This is a genomic window from Burkholderia paludis, from assembly GCF_000732615.1.
GTDB classification, from domain to species: Bacteria; Pseudomonadota; Gammaproteobacteria; order Burkholderiales; family Burkholderiaceae; genus Burkholderia; species Burkholderia paludis.
Window position 1 is genome coordinate 16403 of record NZ_JPGL01000060.1, and the last position, 17731, is coordinate 34133.

General features: G+C 69.3%; 15 protein-coding genes. 4 read left to right on the forward strand and 11 right to left on the reverse strand.

Features of this window, described 5'->3' with window-relative positions; genetic code table 11:
- Positions 1 to 57: 57 nt before the first annotated feature.
- The 8 genes from GQ56_RS0129835 to GQ56_RS0129880 form a co-directional block, all read right to left on the reverse strand.
- Complete coding sequence (locus GQ56_RS0129835) at positions 58 to 744, reverse strand: helix-turn-helix transcriptional regulator (protein WP_031402147.1); 687 nt, start codon at positions 742 to 744, stop codon at positions 58 to 60.
- A 73-nt stretch (positions 745 to 817) separates the two neighbouring features.
- The gene (locus tag GQ56_RS0129840) at positions 818 to 1222 is read right to left on the reverse strand and encodes a VOC family protein (protein ID WP_031402148.1); all 405 of its coding nucleotides are present in this window, start codon (positions 1220 to 1222) and stop codon (positions 818 to 820) included.
- Positions 1223 to 1756: 534 nt separating this feature from the next.
- The gene (locus GQ56_RS0129845) at positions 1757 to 3058 is read right to left on the reverse strand and encodes a THUMP domain-containing class I SAM-dependent RNA methyltransferase (RefSeq protein ID WP_031402149.1); all 1302 of its coding nucleotides are present in this window, start codon (positions 3056 to 3058) and stop codon (positions 1757 to 1759) included.
- 156 nt (positions 3059 to 3214) lie between these two features.
- On the reverse strand, positions 3215 to 5335 hold the full coding sequence (locus GQ56_RS0129850; RefSeq protein ID WP_031402150.1) for a site-specific recombinase: 2121 nt from the start codon (positions 5333 to 5335) through the stop codon (positions 3215 to 3217).
- Positions 5336 to 5812: 477 nt separating this feature from the next.
- Entirely contained in the window at positions 5813 to 6523 is a 711-nt protein-coding gene (locus GQ56_RS0129865; RefSeq protein WP_031402151.1) for a PqiC family protein, read from the reverse strand.
- Complete coding sequence (locus GQ56_RS0129870; RefSeq protein ID WP_031402152.1) at positions 6520 to 8139, reverse strand: PqiB family protein; 1620 nt, start codon at positions 8137 to 8139, stop codon at positions 6520 to 6522. Before GQ56_RS0129870 ends, GQ56_RS0129865 begins: the two co-directional genes overlap by 4 nt.
- Entirely contained in the window at positions 8132 to 8761 is a 630-nt protein-coding gene (locus GQ56_RS0129875; RefSeq protein WP_031402153.1) for a paraquat-inducible protein A, read from the reverse strand. Before GQ56_RS0129875 ends, GQ56_RS0129870 begins: the two co-directional genes overlap by 8 nt.
- Positions 8758 to 9423, reverse strand: a complete 666-nt coding sequence (locus tag GQ56_RS0129880) for a paraquat-inducible protein A (protein WP_031402154.1) — start codon at positions 9421 to 9423, stop codon at positions 8758 to 8760. Before GQ56_RS0129880 ends, GQ56_RS0129875 begins: the two co-directional genes overlap by 4 nt.
- A 258-nt stretch (positions 9424 to 9681) precedes the next feature.
- Here GQ56_RS0129880 and GQ56_RS0129885 point away from each other — a divergent pair, with 258 nt between their 5' ends.
- The 4 genes from GQ56_RS0129885 (at position 9682) to GQ56_RS0129900 (ending at position 12908) form a co-directional block, all read left to right on the forward strand.
- Positions 9682 to 10242 carry a cytochrome b gene (locus tag GQ56_RS0129885; RefSeq protein WP_031402155.1) on the forward strand — a complete coding sequence of 187 codons (561 nt, stop codon included), beginning with the start codon at positions 9682 to 9684 and terminating at the stop codon, positions 10240 to 10242.
- A gap of 8 nt (positions 10243 to 10250) precedes the next feature.
- A complete protein-coding gene (locus tag GQ56_RS0129890; RefSeq protein WP_031402156.1) occupies positions 10251 to 10811 on the forward strand; it encodes a YceI family protein in 561 nt (186 codons plus the stop codon).
- 65 nt (positions 10812 to 10876) lie between these two features.
- A complete protein-coding gene (locus tag GQ56_RS0129895; RefSeq protein ID WP_031402157.1) occupies positions 10877 to 11458 on the forward strand; it encodes a YceI family protein in 582 nt (193 codons plus the stop codon).
- Positions 11459 to 11630: 172 nt separating this feature from the next.
- The gene (locus GQ56_RS0129900; protein WP_031402158.1) at positions 11631 to 12908 is read left to right on the forward strand and encodes an MFS transporter; all 1278 of its coding nucleotides are present in this window, start codon (positions 11631 to 11633) and stop codon (positions 12906 to 12908) included.
- Positions 12909 to 12920: 12 nt separating this feature from the next.
- On the opposite strand, the gene GQ56_RS0129905 is transcribed toward GQ56_RS0129900, so the two are convergent.
- The 3 genes from GQ56_RS0129905 to secD form a co-directional block, all read right to left on the reverse strand.
- Positions 12921 to 14453, reverse strand: a complete 1533-nt coding sequence (locus GQ56_RS0129905; RefSeq protein ID WP_031402159.1) for a S41 family peptidase — start codon at positions 14451 to 14453, stop codon at positions 12921 to 12923.
- Positions 14454 to 14649: 196 nt separating this feature from the next.
- The gene (secF, locus tag GQ56_RS0129910; protein ID WP_006476870.1) at positions 14650 to 15600 is read right to left on the reverse strand and encodes a protein translocase subunit SecF; all 951 of its coding nucleotides are present in this window, start codon (positions 15598 to 15600) and stop codon (positions 14650 to 14652) included.
- Between the two features lie 18 nt (positions 15601 to 15618).
- Positions 15619 to 17643: a protein translocase subunit SecD gene (gene secD / locus GQ56_RS0129915; protein ID WP_031402160.1), complete on the reverse strand. Its 2025-nt coding sequence runs from the start codon at positions 17641 to 17643 to the stop codon at positions 15619 to 15621.
- Positions 17644 to 17731: the final 88 nt, after the last annotated feature.

Genomic DNA, 17731 nt, shown 5'->3' on the forward strand with positions numbered 1-17731 from the left:
CCCGGGCGCGTTGCGGCGGCGCGCCGGCAAGCTGTGCGTGCCGGCCGTCTCGCGCGGTCAGCGCATCGGCGCTTCCGCGATCCGCATGTAATCGGCGATCCGCCGCCCTTCCATGTCCGGAAACTGCTCGTGCACGGTGATGTCGCCCATCCGGGCGATGTCGAAGGTGCGGAAATCGCCGCGCAGCTCGCACCACGCGCCGATCGTCCAGCGCCCGCCCCAGTAGACGAGCCCGAGCGGCCATACGCGGCGCTGCGAGTGCGCGCCGAGCCGGTCGCGATAGTCGAAGCCGACGACGTGGCGCGTGTCGATGGCCTGGTGGATCGCGTCGACCTTCGCGCAGAACGTCTCGTCGATGTGGAACGACGGTGCGAACACGGGCAGGCGGTCGAGCGCCGTGCGCTTGTCGGCCGGCATTGCCGACGCGATCTTGGCGAGCGCGGAGCGCGCGCCGCTCGCGAAGCGCGCCCCGCCCCAGGTTTCGAGCATGCGCGCGCCGGTGGCGAGCGCCGAAAGCTCCTCGGCCGTGAACGTGAGCGGCGGCAGGCTCGCGTTGCGGTTCAGCCGGTACCCGATGCCGGCTTCGCCTTCGATCGGCACCCCTGACAGTTGCAGGTCGCGCACGTCGCGATAGACCGTGCGCGGCGACACCGACAGCCAGTCGGCCAGTTGCTGCGCGGTCGTGAGACGACGCCCGCGCAGCAGCTCGGCGATCTGGAACAGGCGGTCGGCGCGGCGGGTCATGACGGCACCTCGACTCTTGCGGCGGTGGGGACTTCGCGATGATAGCGCCGCGCCGGCCCGACGGCCGGTGCGCTCAGTGGCATTTCGGCGCGTGCAGGCCGACGCGGTTGCCTTCGGTATCGATCAGGTAGCCGATGTAGCCGTAGTTGTTCGGCAGCTCGACGACCGAGCCCTGCACCGCGCCGCCCGCGCGCTTCGCGCGTTCGAGCGCGGCAACGACCGAATCGCCGGCGTTCAGGTAGACGAGCACGCCGTTCGCGCTCGGCTTCATCTGCTGCGGATCGAACACGATGCTGCCGCCCGTGCTCGACGCCTCGCGCTCGAACGTGGCCATCGGCACGCCGCCGATCACCGTGCGCTGCAGCGTCGTTTGCAGCACGGTCTCGTAGAAGCGGATCGCCCGGTCGAAGTCGAGGGACGGAATGTCGAACCACGCGATCGCGCGCTCCAGGGTGGCGGTGGCAGTTGCGGACGTCATGACGAGCTCCTTGTCGTTCGGGTTCGGTAGGGATGCCGGCGCTGCATTGCGCCGGGATTGAAGTGTGACCGCGGGCTGCTGACACCGTATTGTCAGTAGAGTTGTCACCCCTGCCAGGCAACGGTTCGACGACGATCCGTCGCGGGTCGACCTCGTCGAAGAAGGGGCGCAGAACGATCCGCCGCGCAGGCGGGTCGTCGCGCGGCGTATGCCGTCAGGGGGAAGCCGAGCGTCGTGCGCGAGCGGTCGCGTCGGGCCGCGCGAGGGCGCCGTGAAGCCGGCCGTCACGCACGATGGGCGGATGGCCGGCCCGGAGATGAGGCGCGGGATTCGGGGCGGGTGGCCGGTCGTGTCGTCGCCCCGGAAGGCGCTGCCCGAAACGGGGCGCGCGCTGCCGTTCACGACGCAGTGCGGGAAGACGTCGAGGCGCTGAAAAGGGAACGCCGCGGAAACCGCGGGTGCGGCTTCGGCGGCGTTACGAGTGGTGCAGCGGCGGCCGTGCAGGCCGCCCGTTCGGAGCCCGGGCGCTGCGGCTCAGGCGTCGCCTTCCGGCGCGGCCGGGCGCGCCTTCACGCTGCCGGCGATCAGGTCGAAGCGGAACAGCCGGCATTCGAGCGCGCCGTTGAACAGCGGCGTCTTCGCCGATTCGCGCAGTCGCAACTGGCCGGGCAGCGACCGGTCGGACGTGAGCAGGAACGCTTGCCAGCCAGTGAAGCGCTGCTTCAGCGCATCGCCGAGCGCGTTGAAGAATTCGCTGTCCGGCGCGTCGGTGTGCGTGCGGCGGAACGCGTCGTCGTTGCCGCGGTTGCGGCCGGTTTCGCGCACTTCGCCGCGCGCGCTGCGGCCGCGCACCTCGATCCGCTCGCCGTACGGCGGGTTCGCGAGGAGGATGCCCGGCCCGTCGCACGGCGGCGTCATCCCGCGCGCATCGACCTGCTTGAGCCACACCGACGGCACGCCCGCGCGCTCGAGGTTCGCGCGCGCCTTCTCGAGCATGTCGCCGGAGATGTCGCTGCCGTACACGCCGAGCGTATCGTTGCGCCTGCCGCGCGCCGCGCGCTTCGCATCCAGCGCCGGGACCTTCAGCCCCTGCCATGCGGTGATGTCGTACTGCTTGAGTTTCTCGAAGCCGAACCGGCGCTCGACGCCGGGCGCCACGCCGAGCGCGATCTGCGCGGCTTCCGCGAGGAACGTGCCGCTGCCGCACATCGGGTCGTACAGCGCGGTGCCGGGCGTCCAGCCCGTCAGGCGCAGGATGCCGGCCGCGAGGTTCTCGCGCAGCGGCGCCGCGCCCTTGTCGAGCCGCCAGCCGCGCTTGAACAGCGGCTCGCCCGACGTGTCGAGGTAGAGCGTGCACTCGTTGGCCGTCAGGAACGCGAACACGCGCACGTCAGGCGCACCCGTGTCGATGCTCGGGCGCGCGCCGGTCTTGTCGCGCATCCGGTCGCAGATCGCGTCCTTCACGCGCAGCGTCGCGAATTCGAGGCTCTTCAGCGGCGACTTGATCGCGGTGATGTCGACGCGCAGCGTCTGCGTTGCCGCGAACCAGCGCTCCCACGGCTGCTCGAGCGCGAGCGCGTAGACGTCCTGCTCGTTGCGGTAGGCGCGGTGCGCGATCTTCAGCAGGATCCGGCTCGCGATCCGCGAATGGAGGTTCGCGGCCATGCCGGCGGCCCAGCCGCCGCTGAAATGGACGCCGCCCGGCACCTGCGCGCCCGCGGTGAACGGCGCGCCGTTCAGATGGCGGCCGGCGATTTCGGCCAGCTCGGCGGCAAGCGCCGCTTCGAGGCCGCGCGGGCAGGGGGCGAAGAATTCGAACAGGGTGGGCGAGGACATAAGGCGGGTGAGGACGTGCAAAAGTCCACTATTGTACGCGGCGCGGGCGACCGGGGCCGGCGTTTCGGCGTGCGGACGCCGGTCGAACGGCCGTTTGCATGCGCCGGGAGGCGGGCGCGGCGATGCCCGGCCGGGCGCCGCCGCGCCGCCGCGGGCTCAGTGCGAGCCCGACTGGCCGGCGCGCGCGGCCTGGCCGCCGGCCGGCCAGAGCAGGGCCAGCGGATTCGACAGCACCGTGCGGACGATCGCGGCGACGAGCGCGCGCACCCGGGTCGGGCGCAGGCTGCGCGAGCGCACGGCCATCGTGAACGCGAGCGCGAAGCTCACGAGCACGTTGAGGATCGCCATGCTGAGCACGCCGGCGGCGGCCCACCACAGCTCGGGCGTGCCGAGCGCGCCCTTGCCCAGCACGCCGAGCGCGATCCCGATCGAGCCGGCCGACAGCGTCACGTGCCGCACCTCGAACGGGAACAGGAACACGGTGACGATCGCCGGGATGAGGCCGAGCATCAGGCCGAGGCCGACGTTCGCGACCACGCCCGCGACGTTCGACCGGCAGAAATGCGCGAGCTTCGCGGCGCCGGCGACGCCGAGCGTGAGACGCAGCCGGCGGTTGTACGTGAGCGCGTCGCCGACCCGGTGCAGCACGAACCAGTTGTCGGCCCAGCCCGCGAGCAGGCTCGATGCCCACAGCAGCACGCCCGTCAGCGCCGCGTAGAGCGGCGTCGGCCCGAGCAGCGAGAACGAGTGCAGCGTCGCGTGCGCCTTCTGCGGCGAGATCAGGTTCGCGTGCAGCACGTTGCCCGCGAACAACTGCACCAGCAGGCACACCGGCAGCACGACGAGCACGTTGCCGGAAATCGCGGCGGCCTGCGTGCGGATCAGCGCGATCACCGACGCGACGAACGCCTTCACGCCTTCCTCGTGGCCGGTGCCGTCGAGTTCGCGCGCGAGCGTCGGCGCGGTCATCGCGGGCTGCTTGGTCGCGAGCGTGAAGTGCAGGAAGTGCATCAGCATGAAGCTGGCCGCGTAGTTGATGCCGGCGAGCAGGCCTTCTAGCATCGACTGCAGGTGGGCGCCCGTGATCGCGAACTTCACGCACACGGTCACGACGGTGACCAGCCCGCCGCCCGCGGCCATCCGCAGCATCTTCAGGTATTCGGCGCGGCCGCGCGAGATGTAGTGCTCGCCGGTGTCCGCGTTGGTTTCGACGAGCTTGCGCGCGAACAGCGAGAAGTTGCTGCGCACGAGGTGCGTCACGCTCTGGCTGTTCTGGTTCGCGTCGACGAGTTCCGCCGTCAGGCGCGCCATCCCGTGCAGGTCGTCGCGGGCCATCCACGCGTTCAGCAGCGTTTCGGCGCGCAGGATGCGCATCCGCATCCGCTCGACCTGGAACACGATGTCGACCGACACGCCGTTGCGATACAGGTGCGCGAACACGTCGTCGACGGCGATCCGGCATTCGTCGAGCAGCACGCGCAGGTAGTTCACCTCGTGCAGCAGCTTGCTCGGGTCGCCGCCGTCCTCGACCGCCGCGTGCGCGGTCTCGACCGCGAGCATCGCGCGCGTGAGGCGGTAGAAGGGCTGCGTTTCGAGCGGCTTGCGCGCATCGTCGTCGGACAGGCGGCTGCGCACCGTCTGCGACAGGCCGGTCGAGCTGATCTGGCAGGTCAGGTTGTGCAGCGCGGCCAGCAGGTCGCGCGAGAACGAGCCCGGCTCGTGGCGCTCCTCCTCGGTGACGTCGAACGAGATCAGGTCGGCGAGGCGCGCGAGCAGGTCGTCGGGCAGCGCGTCGATCCATTGGGCGTCGTCAGGCGTCGGGAACATCAGCGTGAACAGCGCCGACAGCTCCCGGCGGTTCGGCGCGGGCGGGATCAGCGACGAGTCGATCCGCTCGAACAGCGCGCCGAAGAAGCCCGAGTGCACCGGCATGCCGGCGTCGCACAGCAGCGAGATGCCGTCGCACTCGCGCAGGATGCCGCGCAGGATGCGCGCGGCGTGCGCCTTCCACGCGGGGTTGCGGTCGAGCACATGGAACAGGTAGCGCAGCCGTGCGTGGGCCGGGTATGCGCGCACGTCGGCGTCGCGATCGGCCGACGCGTCCTGCGCGGCCATCGCGCCGGTGCGGCGCAGCCAGTGCGCGAGCTCGATCAGCCACTCGCTGCGTTCGGCATACGACGCATCGGCGTCGGCATGCGCGAGCAACGCATCGAGCTGGTGACCGGCATTGCGCGACGCGCGCCACTTCTTGATCAGGGTCGTCAGGGAACGAAACATAAGCGGAATAGCGAAAGCCCTGGACGGGCGGGTTCGGGATGCCGGCCGGGGAAACGGCGCGGCGCCGGGGAGAACGGGTGAGACGGGGCGGTGGCCGGACAATGCGCGGCGACCCGCGATGCGGCTGCCCCGCTGCGTTGCACGCCGATCGCGTGCAGGCGCCGGGAGGCACGGCGGTCGGGCCGAACGCGCCCCGGCGCCGCTGGCTGGCGCGCACGACGAACGGCGCGGGCCTGAAAGTGCGTAGGATCGTCAATCGCGACGGAAAACGCAAGCCGACCGCGTGGCATGTCGCCGGTTCCGGCCGACTTTGCCAAACAATGCAAAGTCGCCGATCGGCCGATGACCGCGCCGCGACGCGCGTCGCGGCCGGCTTGTGCCGACCGCTGCCGGCGAGCGCCGGCGAACAGCGCGGGGCGGCGGCGGCGTGCTAACGAACGCCGTGCCGGGCGGCCGCCTGCGCGCCGCGCGCCCGGGCTAGGCGCCGGCGTTGCCGCCCGGCGCCGGATTGGCCGGGCACGGCACGACCGGCACGGCGGCCGTCTTGCCGCCGGGCGCGGGCCCCGCGGCGACCGGCGTGCCGCGGCGCGCGGCCATCGCGCGCACGCCGGCCGCGGCTTGCGCGGCAATCACGTCGAGCGCGCGCCGGTGGCCGGCGACGAGCGCGTCGTAGCCGTCGGCCACCGATTCCGCGACGCTGGTGCGGCAGGTCATCACGGCCTGCGTGGCGAGCGAGCGCACGCTCCAGACGGCGTCGACCGCCGCGCGTTTGCCGGGCCACGACTCGAAGCGCTGCACGTTCACGCTGATCCGGTACACGGGCACGCCGGGCGGATACGCGGAATTCACGACGTCGATCGTGCCGAGCTGCGCGGCGAGATCGTCCGACAGCGCGCGGCGGATCTCGTCGGCGGGCGGCGACGCCCAGCGTTCCTGCTCGAGCACGTCGACCTGCGCGGCGTTCTTCTGCACGACCAGCTGGTTCTTCGCGACCTGCTCGGGCACGCCGACCGACGGTACTTCGATCAGGAAGGCCGGGTTGGCCGGCGCGGTGCGCAGCGGCGCGGCGGCGTCGGCCGGGCTGAGCGTGTAGAACCGCGCGGGCGGCGAGCTGCACGCGGCGAGCGCGAGTGCGGCGAAGGCTGCCGCCGCGGCGCGCGCGAAACCGTTCACGCGTGTCGTCGTCATGGTTGATCTCCTGGCTTGCCCTTGAGCAGCGATTCGGGGTGGCGCTCCAGATAGTCGGCGAGCGCGTTCAGCGACTGCAGCGTGCGCGTAAGCTCCTTCAGCGCGCCGCGCACGTCGGATTGCAGCGGCGAATCCTGCTGCAGCGTCGCCTCGGCGGTCGAGAAGGTCTGCTTCGCGGCCGTCAGCGTGTCGCGCGCTTCCGGCGCGACCTGCGTGTCGAGCTGCTTGAACAGCTTGTCGGCGTTGGACAGCGCGCTGTTCAGGTTCGCGCCGATCTGGTCGAACGGCACCTTGTCGAGCTTCTTCGCGATGTCGGCGACCTGCAGCTGCAGCTCGTCGAGCGAGTTCGGCACGGTCGGCAGCTCGAGCGGCTGGCGCGTCGTGTCGATCTTCACGCCCGGCGCCTTCGGGAAGAAGTCGAGCGCGACGTACAGCTGGCTCGTCAGCAGGTTGCCGGTGCGCAACTGGCCGCGCAGCCCGTGCTGGACGAGCCGCTCGACGATCTCGCGGCGGGCCGGTTCGCCCTTGCTGCCGATCGTCTCGCGGAAGCGGCGGCCGAGGCGCTCCGGATACACGTTCATCGTGACCGGCATCGTGAAATTCTTCGCCTTCGGATCGTAGTCGATGCCGATGTTCGTCACTTCGCCGAGCACGATGCCGCGGAAGTCGACCGTCGCGCCGACGGCGAGCCCGCGCAGCGACTGGTTGAAGTTCATCACGACCTGCAGCGGCTGGCCGTCCGGATCGCGCATCGCGTCGCTCTCGTCGGACGCGAGGCGGAACGTCGTGTTGTTCGGCGCGGTCGCGCCGCTGTCCTGGCTCGGCGGCGTCTGGAATGCGATGCCGCCGATGATCACCGTCGCGAGCGACTGCGTGTTCAGCTTCAGGCCGCTCGAATCGAGCCGCAGGTCGACGCCGCTCGCCTGCCACCAGCGCGAGTTCACACCGACGTACTGGTCGTACGGCGCATTGACGAACACGTTGAACGTGACGCCCGTGCCGTCCTTGTCGAGCGAGAAGCCGACCACCTGGCCGACCTGCACGCGGCGGTAGTAGATGGGCGAGCCGATGTCGATCGAGCCGAGCGAATCGCCGCGCAGCACGTACTGCGTGCCTTTCTGGTCGCCCGTGACGGCGGGCGGCGTCTCGAGGCCCGTGAAGTCGGTCAGCGTGTCCTGCCCGCGCCCGGCGTCGACGCCGATGTACGCGCCGGACAGCAGCGTGCCGAGCCCCGACACGCCGGTCGCGCCGACGCGCGGCCGCACGATCCAGAAGCGCGAGCCCTTGACCGCGAAGTCCTCCGCTTCCTTCTTGAGCTGCACCTGGACCAGCACGCGTGACAGGTCCTTCGACAGCGTGATCGTCTTGACCATGCCGATCTCGACGTCCTTGTACTTGACCTGGGTCTTGCCGGGCTCGAGCCCCTCGGCGCTGTGGAAGCTGATCGTGATTTCCGGGCCGCGCTCGCGCACGGACTTGATCACGAGGCCGATGCCGATCAGCGCCGCGATCAGCGGCACGAGCCAGACGAGCGACGGCAGCCAGCCGCTTTTCGTCGAGATCGTCGGATCGGGCGGCCGGGGCGCGTCGTGCTGCGGGCCTTGTGGACTATTCATGGTGATTCCCTGAGGTTTCGACTGGATCCCAGATCAGGCGGGGATCGAACTGCATCGACGCGAGCATCGTCAGGATCACGACGGAACCGAACGCAAGCGCGCCGGGGCCGGCCGTGATGACGGCGAGCGAACGGAAATGGACGAGCGCGACGGTCAGTGTCACGACGAAGATGTCGAGCATCGACCAGCGGCCGATGCGCTCGACGATCCGGAACAGGCGCGTGCGCTGCAACGGCCGCCAGGTGGCGCTGCGCTGCGTGCTGATCACGAGGATCAGCAGCACGCCGAGCTTGAGCATCGGCACGAGGATGCTCGCGACGAACACCACCACGGCGAGCGGCCAGTCGCCGGACACCCAGAAGTAGATGACGCCGCTCATGATGGTGTCTTCCTGCGAGCCGACGATCGACGCGGTGCGCATGATCGGCAGCAGGTTCGCGGGAATGTAGAGGATCACGGCCGCGATCAGCAGCGCCCACGTGCGCATGATGCTGTTCGGCGTGCGGAAATGGAGCGCGCTGCCGCAGCGCGCGCAGTGCGCGTGCGGGCGCTCGAGCGTCTGCACGAGCCCGCACACGTGGCAGCTGGCGTAGCCCTCGCGGGCGGCGGTCGGGATCGTCATCGGCGGGTGGCGTCCGGCAGCGCGGCGTCGGCGTCGGGCTGCGCGCCCGTGCGCCCGGCGCGCAGGTCGTCGGCGATGTCCCACAGCGTGCGCGGATCGAACATCAGCACGACCGCGATCATCAGCGTCAGCGCGGCGAACGCGAACAGCGCGGCGTCCGGCACGACGCGCGCGAGGCTGACCATCTTGACGATCGTCACGAGAATGCCGAGCATGAACACCTCGATCATCCCCCAGGGCCGCACGAGTTCGATCGCGCGCAGCACCAGATTGAAGCCGGGCGGCACGACGCCGCGGCGGATCGGCAGCAGCAGGTACAGCAGCGCGGCCATTTCGACGAGCGGGAACAGCACGGTCGAGCAGAACACCATCACGCCGACGATCGCCATGTCCTGGTGCCACAGCGAATCGATCGCGCCGATCAGCGTCGTCTGCACGCGATTGCCGTTCACGTCCATTTCGAGGATCGGGAACGCCTGCGCGATCGTGAACGTGATCAGCGCCGCGAGCGCGAGCGCGCAGATCCGCTCGATCTGCGCGGCGCTGTTGCGGTAGAGCAGCGCGTCGCAGCGCGGGCAGCGCGCGGATTCACGTCCGCTGAGGCGCGGTTTGTGCAACAGTGCGTCGCACTCGTGACAGGCAATCAGGTCGTTTCGTTGCATGGAAAGGGCGGTTGTGCGACGGTCGGGGAGATGCGTCGACGGGGCCGGAACCCGCGCCAATCTTACCAAAAGGCCTTTTTCGGTGCGTCAACGATCGCGTGTCCGGTGACCGGTCGGTAACATGACAGGAAACCGTCAGCCGGCTGACACGCCTGTTTTCAGAGTCCGCGCGTGTCAAAAGGTTGCGGTAGCATGGCGCCCTTGACAAGCGTCGGACGAATCGCCGGCGCGGCCGTTCGCTGAACTGAGGAATCCAAGATGGCATCGAATTCGCTGCCGGCCAGGCCGGTGCGCTATACGCAGACCGCGATCGCGCTGCACTGGCTGATCGCGCTGCTGATCATCTGCGGCTTCGCGCTGGGCTGGGTGATGACCGACATCCCCGGCTTCACGCCGACGAAGCTGAAGTACTTCTCGTGGCACAAGTGGATCGGCGTGACCGCGTTCGCGCTGGCCGTCATCCGCGTGCTGTGGCGCGCGACCCACGTGCCGCCGGCGCTGCCGGGCGCCACGCCCGCGTGGCAGCGGGCGGCCTCGCACGGCGTGCATTTTCTGCTGTACGTGCTGATGCTGGTGATTCCGGTCACCGGCTACCTGTACAGCTCGGCGTCGAACATTCCGGTCGTCTACCTGGGCATCGTGCCGCTGCCGCGGCTGATCGACCCCGATCCGGTGCTCAAGGAAACCTTCAAGACGCTTCACGTATCCTTGAATTACATTCTGCTTGCGCTCGTGTCGCTGCACGTGCTCGCCGCGCTCAAGCACCAGCTGTTGGACCGTGACGGCCTGCTGTCGCGGATGCTTCCCTTTGCCAAATGAAGGATCCCATGAAAGTGTCTTTCTCCCGCTCCATGCTGGCCGCGCTCGCCGCGGTGTCGTTCGTCGCGTCGGGCGCGGCGCATGCCGACGTCGATCTCGCGAAGAGCAAGGTGTCCGCCGTGTCGAAGCAGATGAACGTGCCGACCGAAGGCGCGTTCCGGAAGTTTTCCGCCCAGGTGAAGTTCGACCCGGCGAAAGCCGCGCAGGGCAGCGCCCAGATGACGATCGACGTCGCGAGCTACGACCTCGGCGACAAGATGTACAACGACCAGGTCGCCGGCAAGGACTGGTTCGACGCCAAGACGTATCCGCAGGCGACGTTCGTGTCGTCGGCGATCGCGCCGGCCGGCGGCAACAAGTACAACGTGACTGGCAAGCTGACGATCAAGGGCAAGTCCGAGACCGTCACGGTGCCCGTCACGGTCACGCAGAGCGGCGCGACGCAGACGTTCGACGGCGTGCTGCCGATCAAGCGTTCGACGTTCAACGTCGGCACCGGCGAGTGGAAGGACACGTCGGTCGTCGCGGATGAAGTGCAGATCAAGTTCCATCTCGTCGCCACGAAGTAAGCGGCGGCTGTCGCATCACCCGATTGCCGCGCCCGGGGGCGCGGCGCCGTTCCAAGGAGAATGAATTGAAAAAGCATCTGATGATCGCCGCGGGCGCGCTGGCTGCATCGCTGTCGTTCTCGGCGTTTGCCGAAAGCGCGACGTACCAGTTCGACCCGAGCCACACGTACCCGAGCTTCGAGGCCGACCACTTCGGCGGCCTGTCGGTCTGGCGCGGCAAGTTCGACAAGTCGAGCGGCAGCGTGACGCTGGATCGCGAAGCGAAGACGGGCACGGTCGACGTGACGACCGACATCGCGTCGATCCACACGGGCAGCGCGAAGCTCGACGAGCATCTGCAGACGAACGATTTCTTCGATGTCGCGAAGTTCCCGCAGGCGAACTACAAGGGCACGATCAAGTTCGACGGCGACAAGCCGGTGGCGGTGGTCGGCAACCTGACGCTGCACGGCGTCACGAAGCCGCTGACGCTGAAGATCGACTCGTTCAAGTGCATGCCGCACCCGATGCTCAAGCGTGAAGTGTGCGGCGTCGACGCCGTCGGCGAATTCAACCGCGACGATTTCGGCCTCGACTACGGCAAGCAGTACGGCTTCAAGATGAAGACGAAGCTGCTGATCACGGCCGAAGCCGTCAAGCAGCAGTAACGTCGCCGGCCGGGCCGACCGGCCGCGCGCCAGCCGCCGCCTTCCCGTTACGGGGGCGGCGGCTTTTTTTTGCGCGCCTATAATCGCCCGAGCGCCGTTCGCGGCGCGGCGGCAAGCCGATGGCGCTGGACGGCCGCCGCACACAGAACGTACAACGACAAGGAGATCGCCGATGCATGCCGCCACGCAGTCCCGTTCCATTGCCTCGTCGCCGCGCGTGTGGCGCGCGGTGGTCGCCGCGTCGATCGGCAATGCGCTCGAGTGGTTCGATCTCGTCGTCTACGGCTTCTTCGCGGTGACCATCGCGAAGCTGTTCTTCCCGGCCGGCAACGACACCGTGTCGCTGCTGCTCACGCTCGGCACGTTCGGCGTGTCGTTCTTCATGCGGCCGCTCGGCGCGATCGTGCTCGGCGCGTATGCCGACCGCGCGGGCCGCAAGGCCGCGCTCACGCTGTCGATCCTGCTGATGATGGTCGGCACGCTGATCATCGCGGTGCTGCCGACCTACGACACGATCGGCGTCGCGGCGCCGCTGATCCTCGTCGCCGCGCGGCTGATGCAGGGCTTCTCGGCCGGCGGCGAGTTCGGCAGCGCGACCGCGTTCCTCGCCGAGCACGTGCCGGGGCGGCGCGGCTTCTTCGCGAGCTGGCAGGTCGCGAGCCAGGGCTTCACGACGCTGCTCGCCGCCGGCTTCGGCACCGTGCTGAACGCGCAGCTCACGGCCGCGCAGATGGCGTCGTGGGGCTGGCGTGTGCCGTTCTTCTTCGGGCTGCTGCTCGGGCCGGTCGCGTACTACATCCGCAAGAAGGTCGACGAGACGCCCGAGTTCCTGGCCGCCGAGGGCACCGCGAACCCGTTACGCGACACGTTCGCGTCGCACAAGGCGCGGCTGGTTGCCGCGATGGGCGCGGTCGTGCTCGGCACCGTCGCGACCTATCTCGTGCTGTTCATGCCGACCTACGGCGTGAAGCAGCTCGGCCTCGCGCCGTCGGCCGCGTTCGCGGCGATCCTCGTCGTCGGCGTGATCCAGATGGCGTTCGCGCCGCTGGTGGGCCACTGGTCGGACACCTACGGCCGCGTGCGCGTGATGATCGCGCCGGCCGTCGGCATCCTCGTGCTGATCTACCCGGCGTTCGCGTACCTGGTCGCGCATCCGGGCTTCGGTACGTTGATCGCGCTGCAGGTGCTGCTCGCGTTCCTGATGACGGGCTATTTCGCGGCGCTGCCGGGCCTGCTGTCCGAGGTCTTCCCGGTGCAGACGCGCACGACCGGGATGTCGCTCGCGTACAACGTCGCGGTGACGATCTTCGGCGGCTTCGGGCCGTTCATCATCGCGTGGCTGATCCGCGCGACCGGGATGAAGACCGCACCGAGCTTCTACTTGATGTTCGCGGCCGTGCTGAGCCTCGTGGCGCTGGTGGTGTTGCGCCGGCGCTTCGGGTTCCGCTGAGCGGGCGGCGCGTCAGCTGCCGGCACGCTCGCACACGGGCTGTGCGGGCATCAGTCGCGCCGGCGCGTCGACGGTGCGCACCGGGCGCCCCGCGAGCGCGGCGAGCGCCTGCCGAAGCTGCCAGTCGGCGGCCGTGCCGAACGCACGTTGCGGCAGGGCCGCGCTCCTCGACGTGTCGACCTTCGCGCGCACGCGCGCGTCGCGCAGCTTCTGGCGGTCCTTGCGCACCTGCGCGAACGGGTCGGGCGCCAGCCGGTCCGCATACGGTGCGCGGGCGAGGTCGGCTTCCCGGTACCACAGCAGCACGCCGTCGACGTCCGAGTCGCGGCGCGGCGGCACGAGCCAGTCCGGCACGACGCCGTAGCCGTCCATCGGGCAGCCGTTCGGCCGCAGGTTGCGCGCGAACGTGAAATTCAGGCGCGTGCCGTCGATCAGGTCGACGCCCGTCTGCGCGAGCCCCTTCCCGTAGGTCGGCATGCCGAGCAGCTTCGCGCGGCCGAGGTCCTTCAGCGCGGCCGCGGTCGCCTCGGCGGCCGACGCGCTCTGCCCGTCGACGAGCACGACGAGCGGCACGGTGCGCCACCAGTCGTCGGCCTGCAGCGGCGCGAGCGGGTCCTGCCCGTGCATGACCGGCAGTTCGTAGTCGGGCCAGTTGGTCGTGTAGCGGCGGCGGTGGGCGTCGTCGCGCTCGACCGTCACCATCGCGGTGCGGTCGCGCCCGGCGAACAGCGCGGTGATGCCGATCGCCGCATTGAGCGCGCCGCCGCCATTGATGCGCAGATCCAGAATCATGCCCTTCACCGGCGGGCCCGTGCGGCGCGCGGCCTGCACCGCGTCGATGTAGTCGCCGACCGCAGGCTCCGGAAAGCTCGACAGCCGCGTGTACAGGATGTCGCCGTCGAGCCGTTTCGCGATCGCCGGATGCGGCTTGACGATCGCCCGCACGGGCGCGAAGTTCAGCACCGTGTGTTGCGGGCCGCGCTGCACCGTGAGCCTGAGCGGGACGCCCGCGTCGCCTTTCGCGAGTTTCACGATCTCGGCGCTGTCGATGCCGACGACGCTCCTGTCGTTCATCGCGACCACGAGATCGTCGGGGCGCACGCCGGCCTGCTCGGCGGGCGCGTCGGGAATCACGTCGATGATGTGCAGTCCGTCGGGGCGCGTCTCGAACACGATCCCGATGCCCGGCGTGCCGTCGCGCGCGCGCCGCTCGTCGTCGAGCTGCTCCAGCCGCTCCTTCGCGTTGAAGAAGCGTGCGTACGGCAGTGTCTTGATGCCGTCGTGCACCGTGGCGTCGAGCAGTGCGCCGATGTCGATGTCGGTCAGGTGCTGCTTCTTCAGGAGTTCGACCGCCGCCTTCAGTTCGCAGAGCTGCGGTTCCCAGTCGTGCGGGCAGGGCGACGGCGGCGGCGAAGCGGCGGGAAGCGAAGCGGCGGCCGGCGCGGACGCCGGTTGCGCGCCGGCCGCCGATGCATGCGGCAGCAGCACGGCCGCGACGGTTGCGCAGGCGGCGAGGCGACGAACGATAAACGTGGCAGGCATCATCGGGACAGCAGGCTCGAACGGGTGGCGAGGGGCGCCCGGCCGCACGCGACCGTCAGGCCGCGGGGAAGGGCGGAGACGATTGTAGCCGACGCGCGTGACGGCGCAGGTCGGGCCAGCCGCGCGTCGCACGGCGGCGCGGGCATGAAAAAACCGGCCCGACGGGCCGGTTTGGGTCCTTGCCGAAACGGCGCGGTGCTTACACCTGCGCGCCGGCGTTGGGATCGTCCGGATCGTGCGCGGTCTTCTTTTCCTTGACCAGGTCTTCGCGCTTGATGCCGAGCCACATCGCGAGCGAGCCCGCGACGAACACCGACGAGTAGATGCCGAACATGATGCCGACCGTCAGCGCGAGTGCGAAGTAGTGCAGCGTCGGGCCGCCGAAGAAGAACATCGACAGCACCATCATTTCGGTCGACGTGTGCGTGATGATGGTTCGCGACATCGTGGTCGTGATCGCGTGGTTGATCACTTCCTGCACGCTCATCTTGCGTTCGCGGCGGAACGTCTCGCGGATCCGGTCGAAGATGACGACCGACTCGTTGACCGAGTAGCCGAGCACCGCGAGGATCGCCGCGAGCACCGCCAGCGAGAACTCCCACTGGAAGAACGCGAAGAAGCCGAGAATGATCACGACGTCGTGCAGGTTGGCGATGATGCCGGCCACCGCGTACTTCCATTCGAAGCGGAACGACAGGTAGATCACGATGCCGATCACGACGCAGGCGAGCGCGAGCAGGCCGTCGGTCGCGAGCTCCCGGCCGACCTGCGGGCCGACGAACTCGACGCGCTGCAGCGTGACGTCCGGGCTCTGCGCCTTCAGCGCGCCCATCACCTGGTCGCTCTGCTGCGCGGACGTGAGGCCTTCCTTCAGTTGCAGGCGGATCAGCACGTTGCGCGACGTGCCGAAGTTCTGCACCTGCGCGTCGGCGTAGCCGAGCTTGCCGAGCGTCGCGCGCACCGGTTCGAGTTCGGCGGCCTGCTGGTACTGCACCTCGATCACCGTACCGCCGGTGAATTCGACGGACAGGTGCAGCCCGCGGTGGAACAGGAAGAACACGGCGGCGAGGAACGTGACCAGCGAGATCACGTTGAACACCAGCGCGTGCCGCATGAACGGAATGTCTTTACGGATGCGGAAAAATTCCATGGTCTCGTCTCCGGGGCCTTATTGGGTCGAGCCCGGTTTCTTCGGCGACACGCCTTGCTGCGCACGGTTGCGCAGTTGCGGCTTGCCGGCGCGCGGCGCGTTGCCCTTCGCCGGGGCGGCGAGCTTCGCGGCGCGCGCGGTATCGGTCGATTCGTCCGCGTCGGAGAACGACGCGGCGGCGGCAGCGGCGCCTTCCGGCTTCCACACCTGGCCGATCGCGAGCGACTTCAGCTTCTTGCGGCCGCCGTACCAGAGGTTGACGATCCCGCGCGAGAAGAACACCGCGGAGAACATCGACGTCAGGATGCCGAGGCAGTGCACGATCGCGAACGCGCGCACCGGGCCCGAGCCGAACGCGAGCAGCGCGAGGCCGGCGATCAGCGTCGTGACGTTCGAGTCGAGAATCGTCGCCCACGCATGCGCGTAGCCGGACTGGATCGCGAGCTGCGGCGGCTGGCCGGCGCGCAGTTCTTCACGCACGCGCTCGTTGATCAGCACGTTCGAATCGATCGCCATGCCGAGCGCGAGCGCGATGGCGGCGATACCGGGCAGCGTCAGCGTCGCCTGCATCAGCGACAGTACGGCGACGAGCAGCAGCAGGTTCACCGACAGGCCGATCACCGAGATCACGCCGAACAGCATGTAGTACGCGATCATGAACACGGCGATCGCGCAGAAGCCCCAGATCACCGAGTGGACGCCCATCTTGATGTTGTCGGCGCCGAGGCTCGGGCCGATCGTGCGTTCCTCGATGATGTCCATCGGCGCGGCGAGCGAGCCGGCGCGCAGCAGCAGCGCGAGGTCGGCTGCGGCTTGCGGCGTCGGCTGGCCCGTGATCTGGAAGCGGTCGCCGAGTTCCGACTGGATCGTCGCGACCGTCAGCACTTCACCCTTGCCCTTCTCGAACAGCACCATCGCCATCGGCTTGCCGATGTTCTCGCGCGACACCGCGCGCACCGAGCGGCCGCCGGCCGAATCGAGGCGGATGTTGACGGACGGACGCTGGTGGTCGTCGAAGCCGGCCGACGCGTCGATGATGCGGTCGCCGGTGAAGATCACGTCCTTCTTCAGCAGCACGGGCGCCTGGTTGCCCTGCGTGAACAGCTCCTCGCCCGGCGGCACAGGGTCGTTCGGGTTCGGGTGCGTGTTGATCGGGTCGGCGAGGCGCGCCTCGAGCGTCGCGGTGCGGCCGATGATGTCCTTCGCCTTCGCGGTGTCCTGCACGCCCGGCAGTTCGACCACGATGCGGTCGCTGCCCTGCTGCTGCAGGATCGGCTCCGACACGCCGAGTTCGTTCACGCGGTTGTGGAGCGTCGTCAGGTTCTGCTTGAGCGCGGCGTCCTCGACGGACTTCTGCACGGCCGGCGTGAACGTGCCGACGACCTGCGTGCCGCCGCCGCCGGGCTGGGTCGCCCATTGCAGTTCGGTGATCGAGGCGGCGAGCGCCTGGCGCGCCTGGTCGGCCGTCTGCGCATCGCTGAAGTTGACGACGACGGACTGGTCGACGCGGCTCACGCCGCCGTCGCGGATGTTCTTGTCGCGCAGCAGCGTGCGTGCGTCGGACGCGTCGGAGTCGAGCTTCTTCGTGAGCGCGCCGGTCATGTCGACCTGGAGCAGGAAGTGGACGCCGCCGCGCAGGTCGAGGCCGAGATACATCGGCAGCGCGTGCAGGGCGGTCAGCCAGCGCGGCGACGCACTCTGCAGGTTCAGGGCGACGACGTACTGCGGATCGTTCGGGTCGGCGTTCAGCGACTTCTGCAGCAGGTCCTTGACGCGCAGCTGCGTATCGGTGTCCTTCAGGCGCACGCGGATGTTCGCGTTGGTCGCCGTGTTCTCGAAGGTGACGTCGTCCGGCGTGATCTGCGCGGAAGCGAGCGCCGATTCGACCTGGGTCAGCGTGGTCGAGTCGAGCTTGACCGTGGCCTTGCCGCTCGACACCTGCACCGCCGGCGCTTCGCCGAAGAAGTTGGGCAATGTGTACAGAAGGCCGATGGCGAGCGCCACGACCATCACGACATATTTCCAGAGTGGATAACGATTCATGAGGGAGCCGAACGGGTGGTTGGCGTGAAAGCGTCGCGTCCGGCGCCGCGGCGGCCCCCTCGGTCGGGCGGGCGCGGCGCGGGGAGCC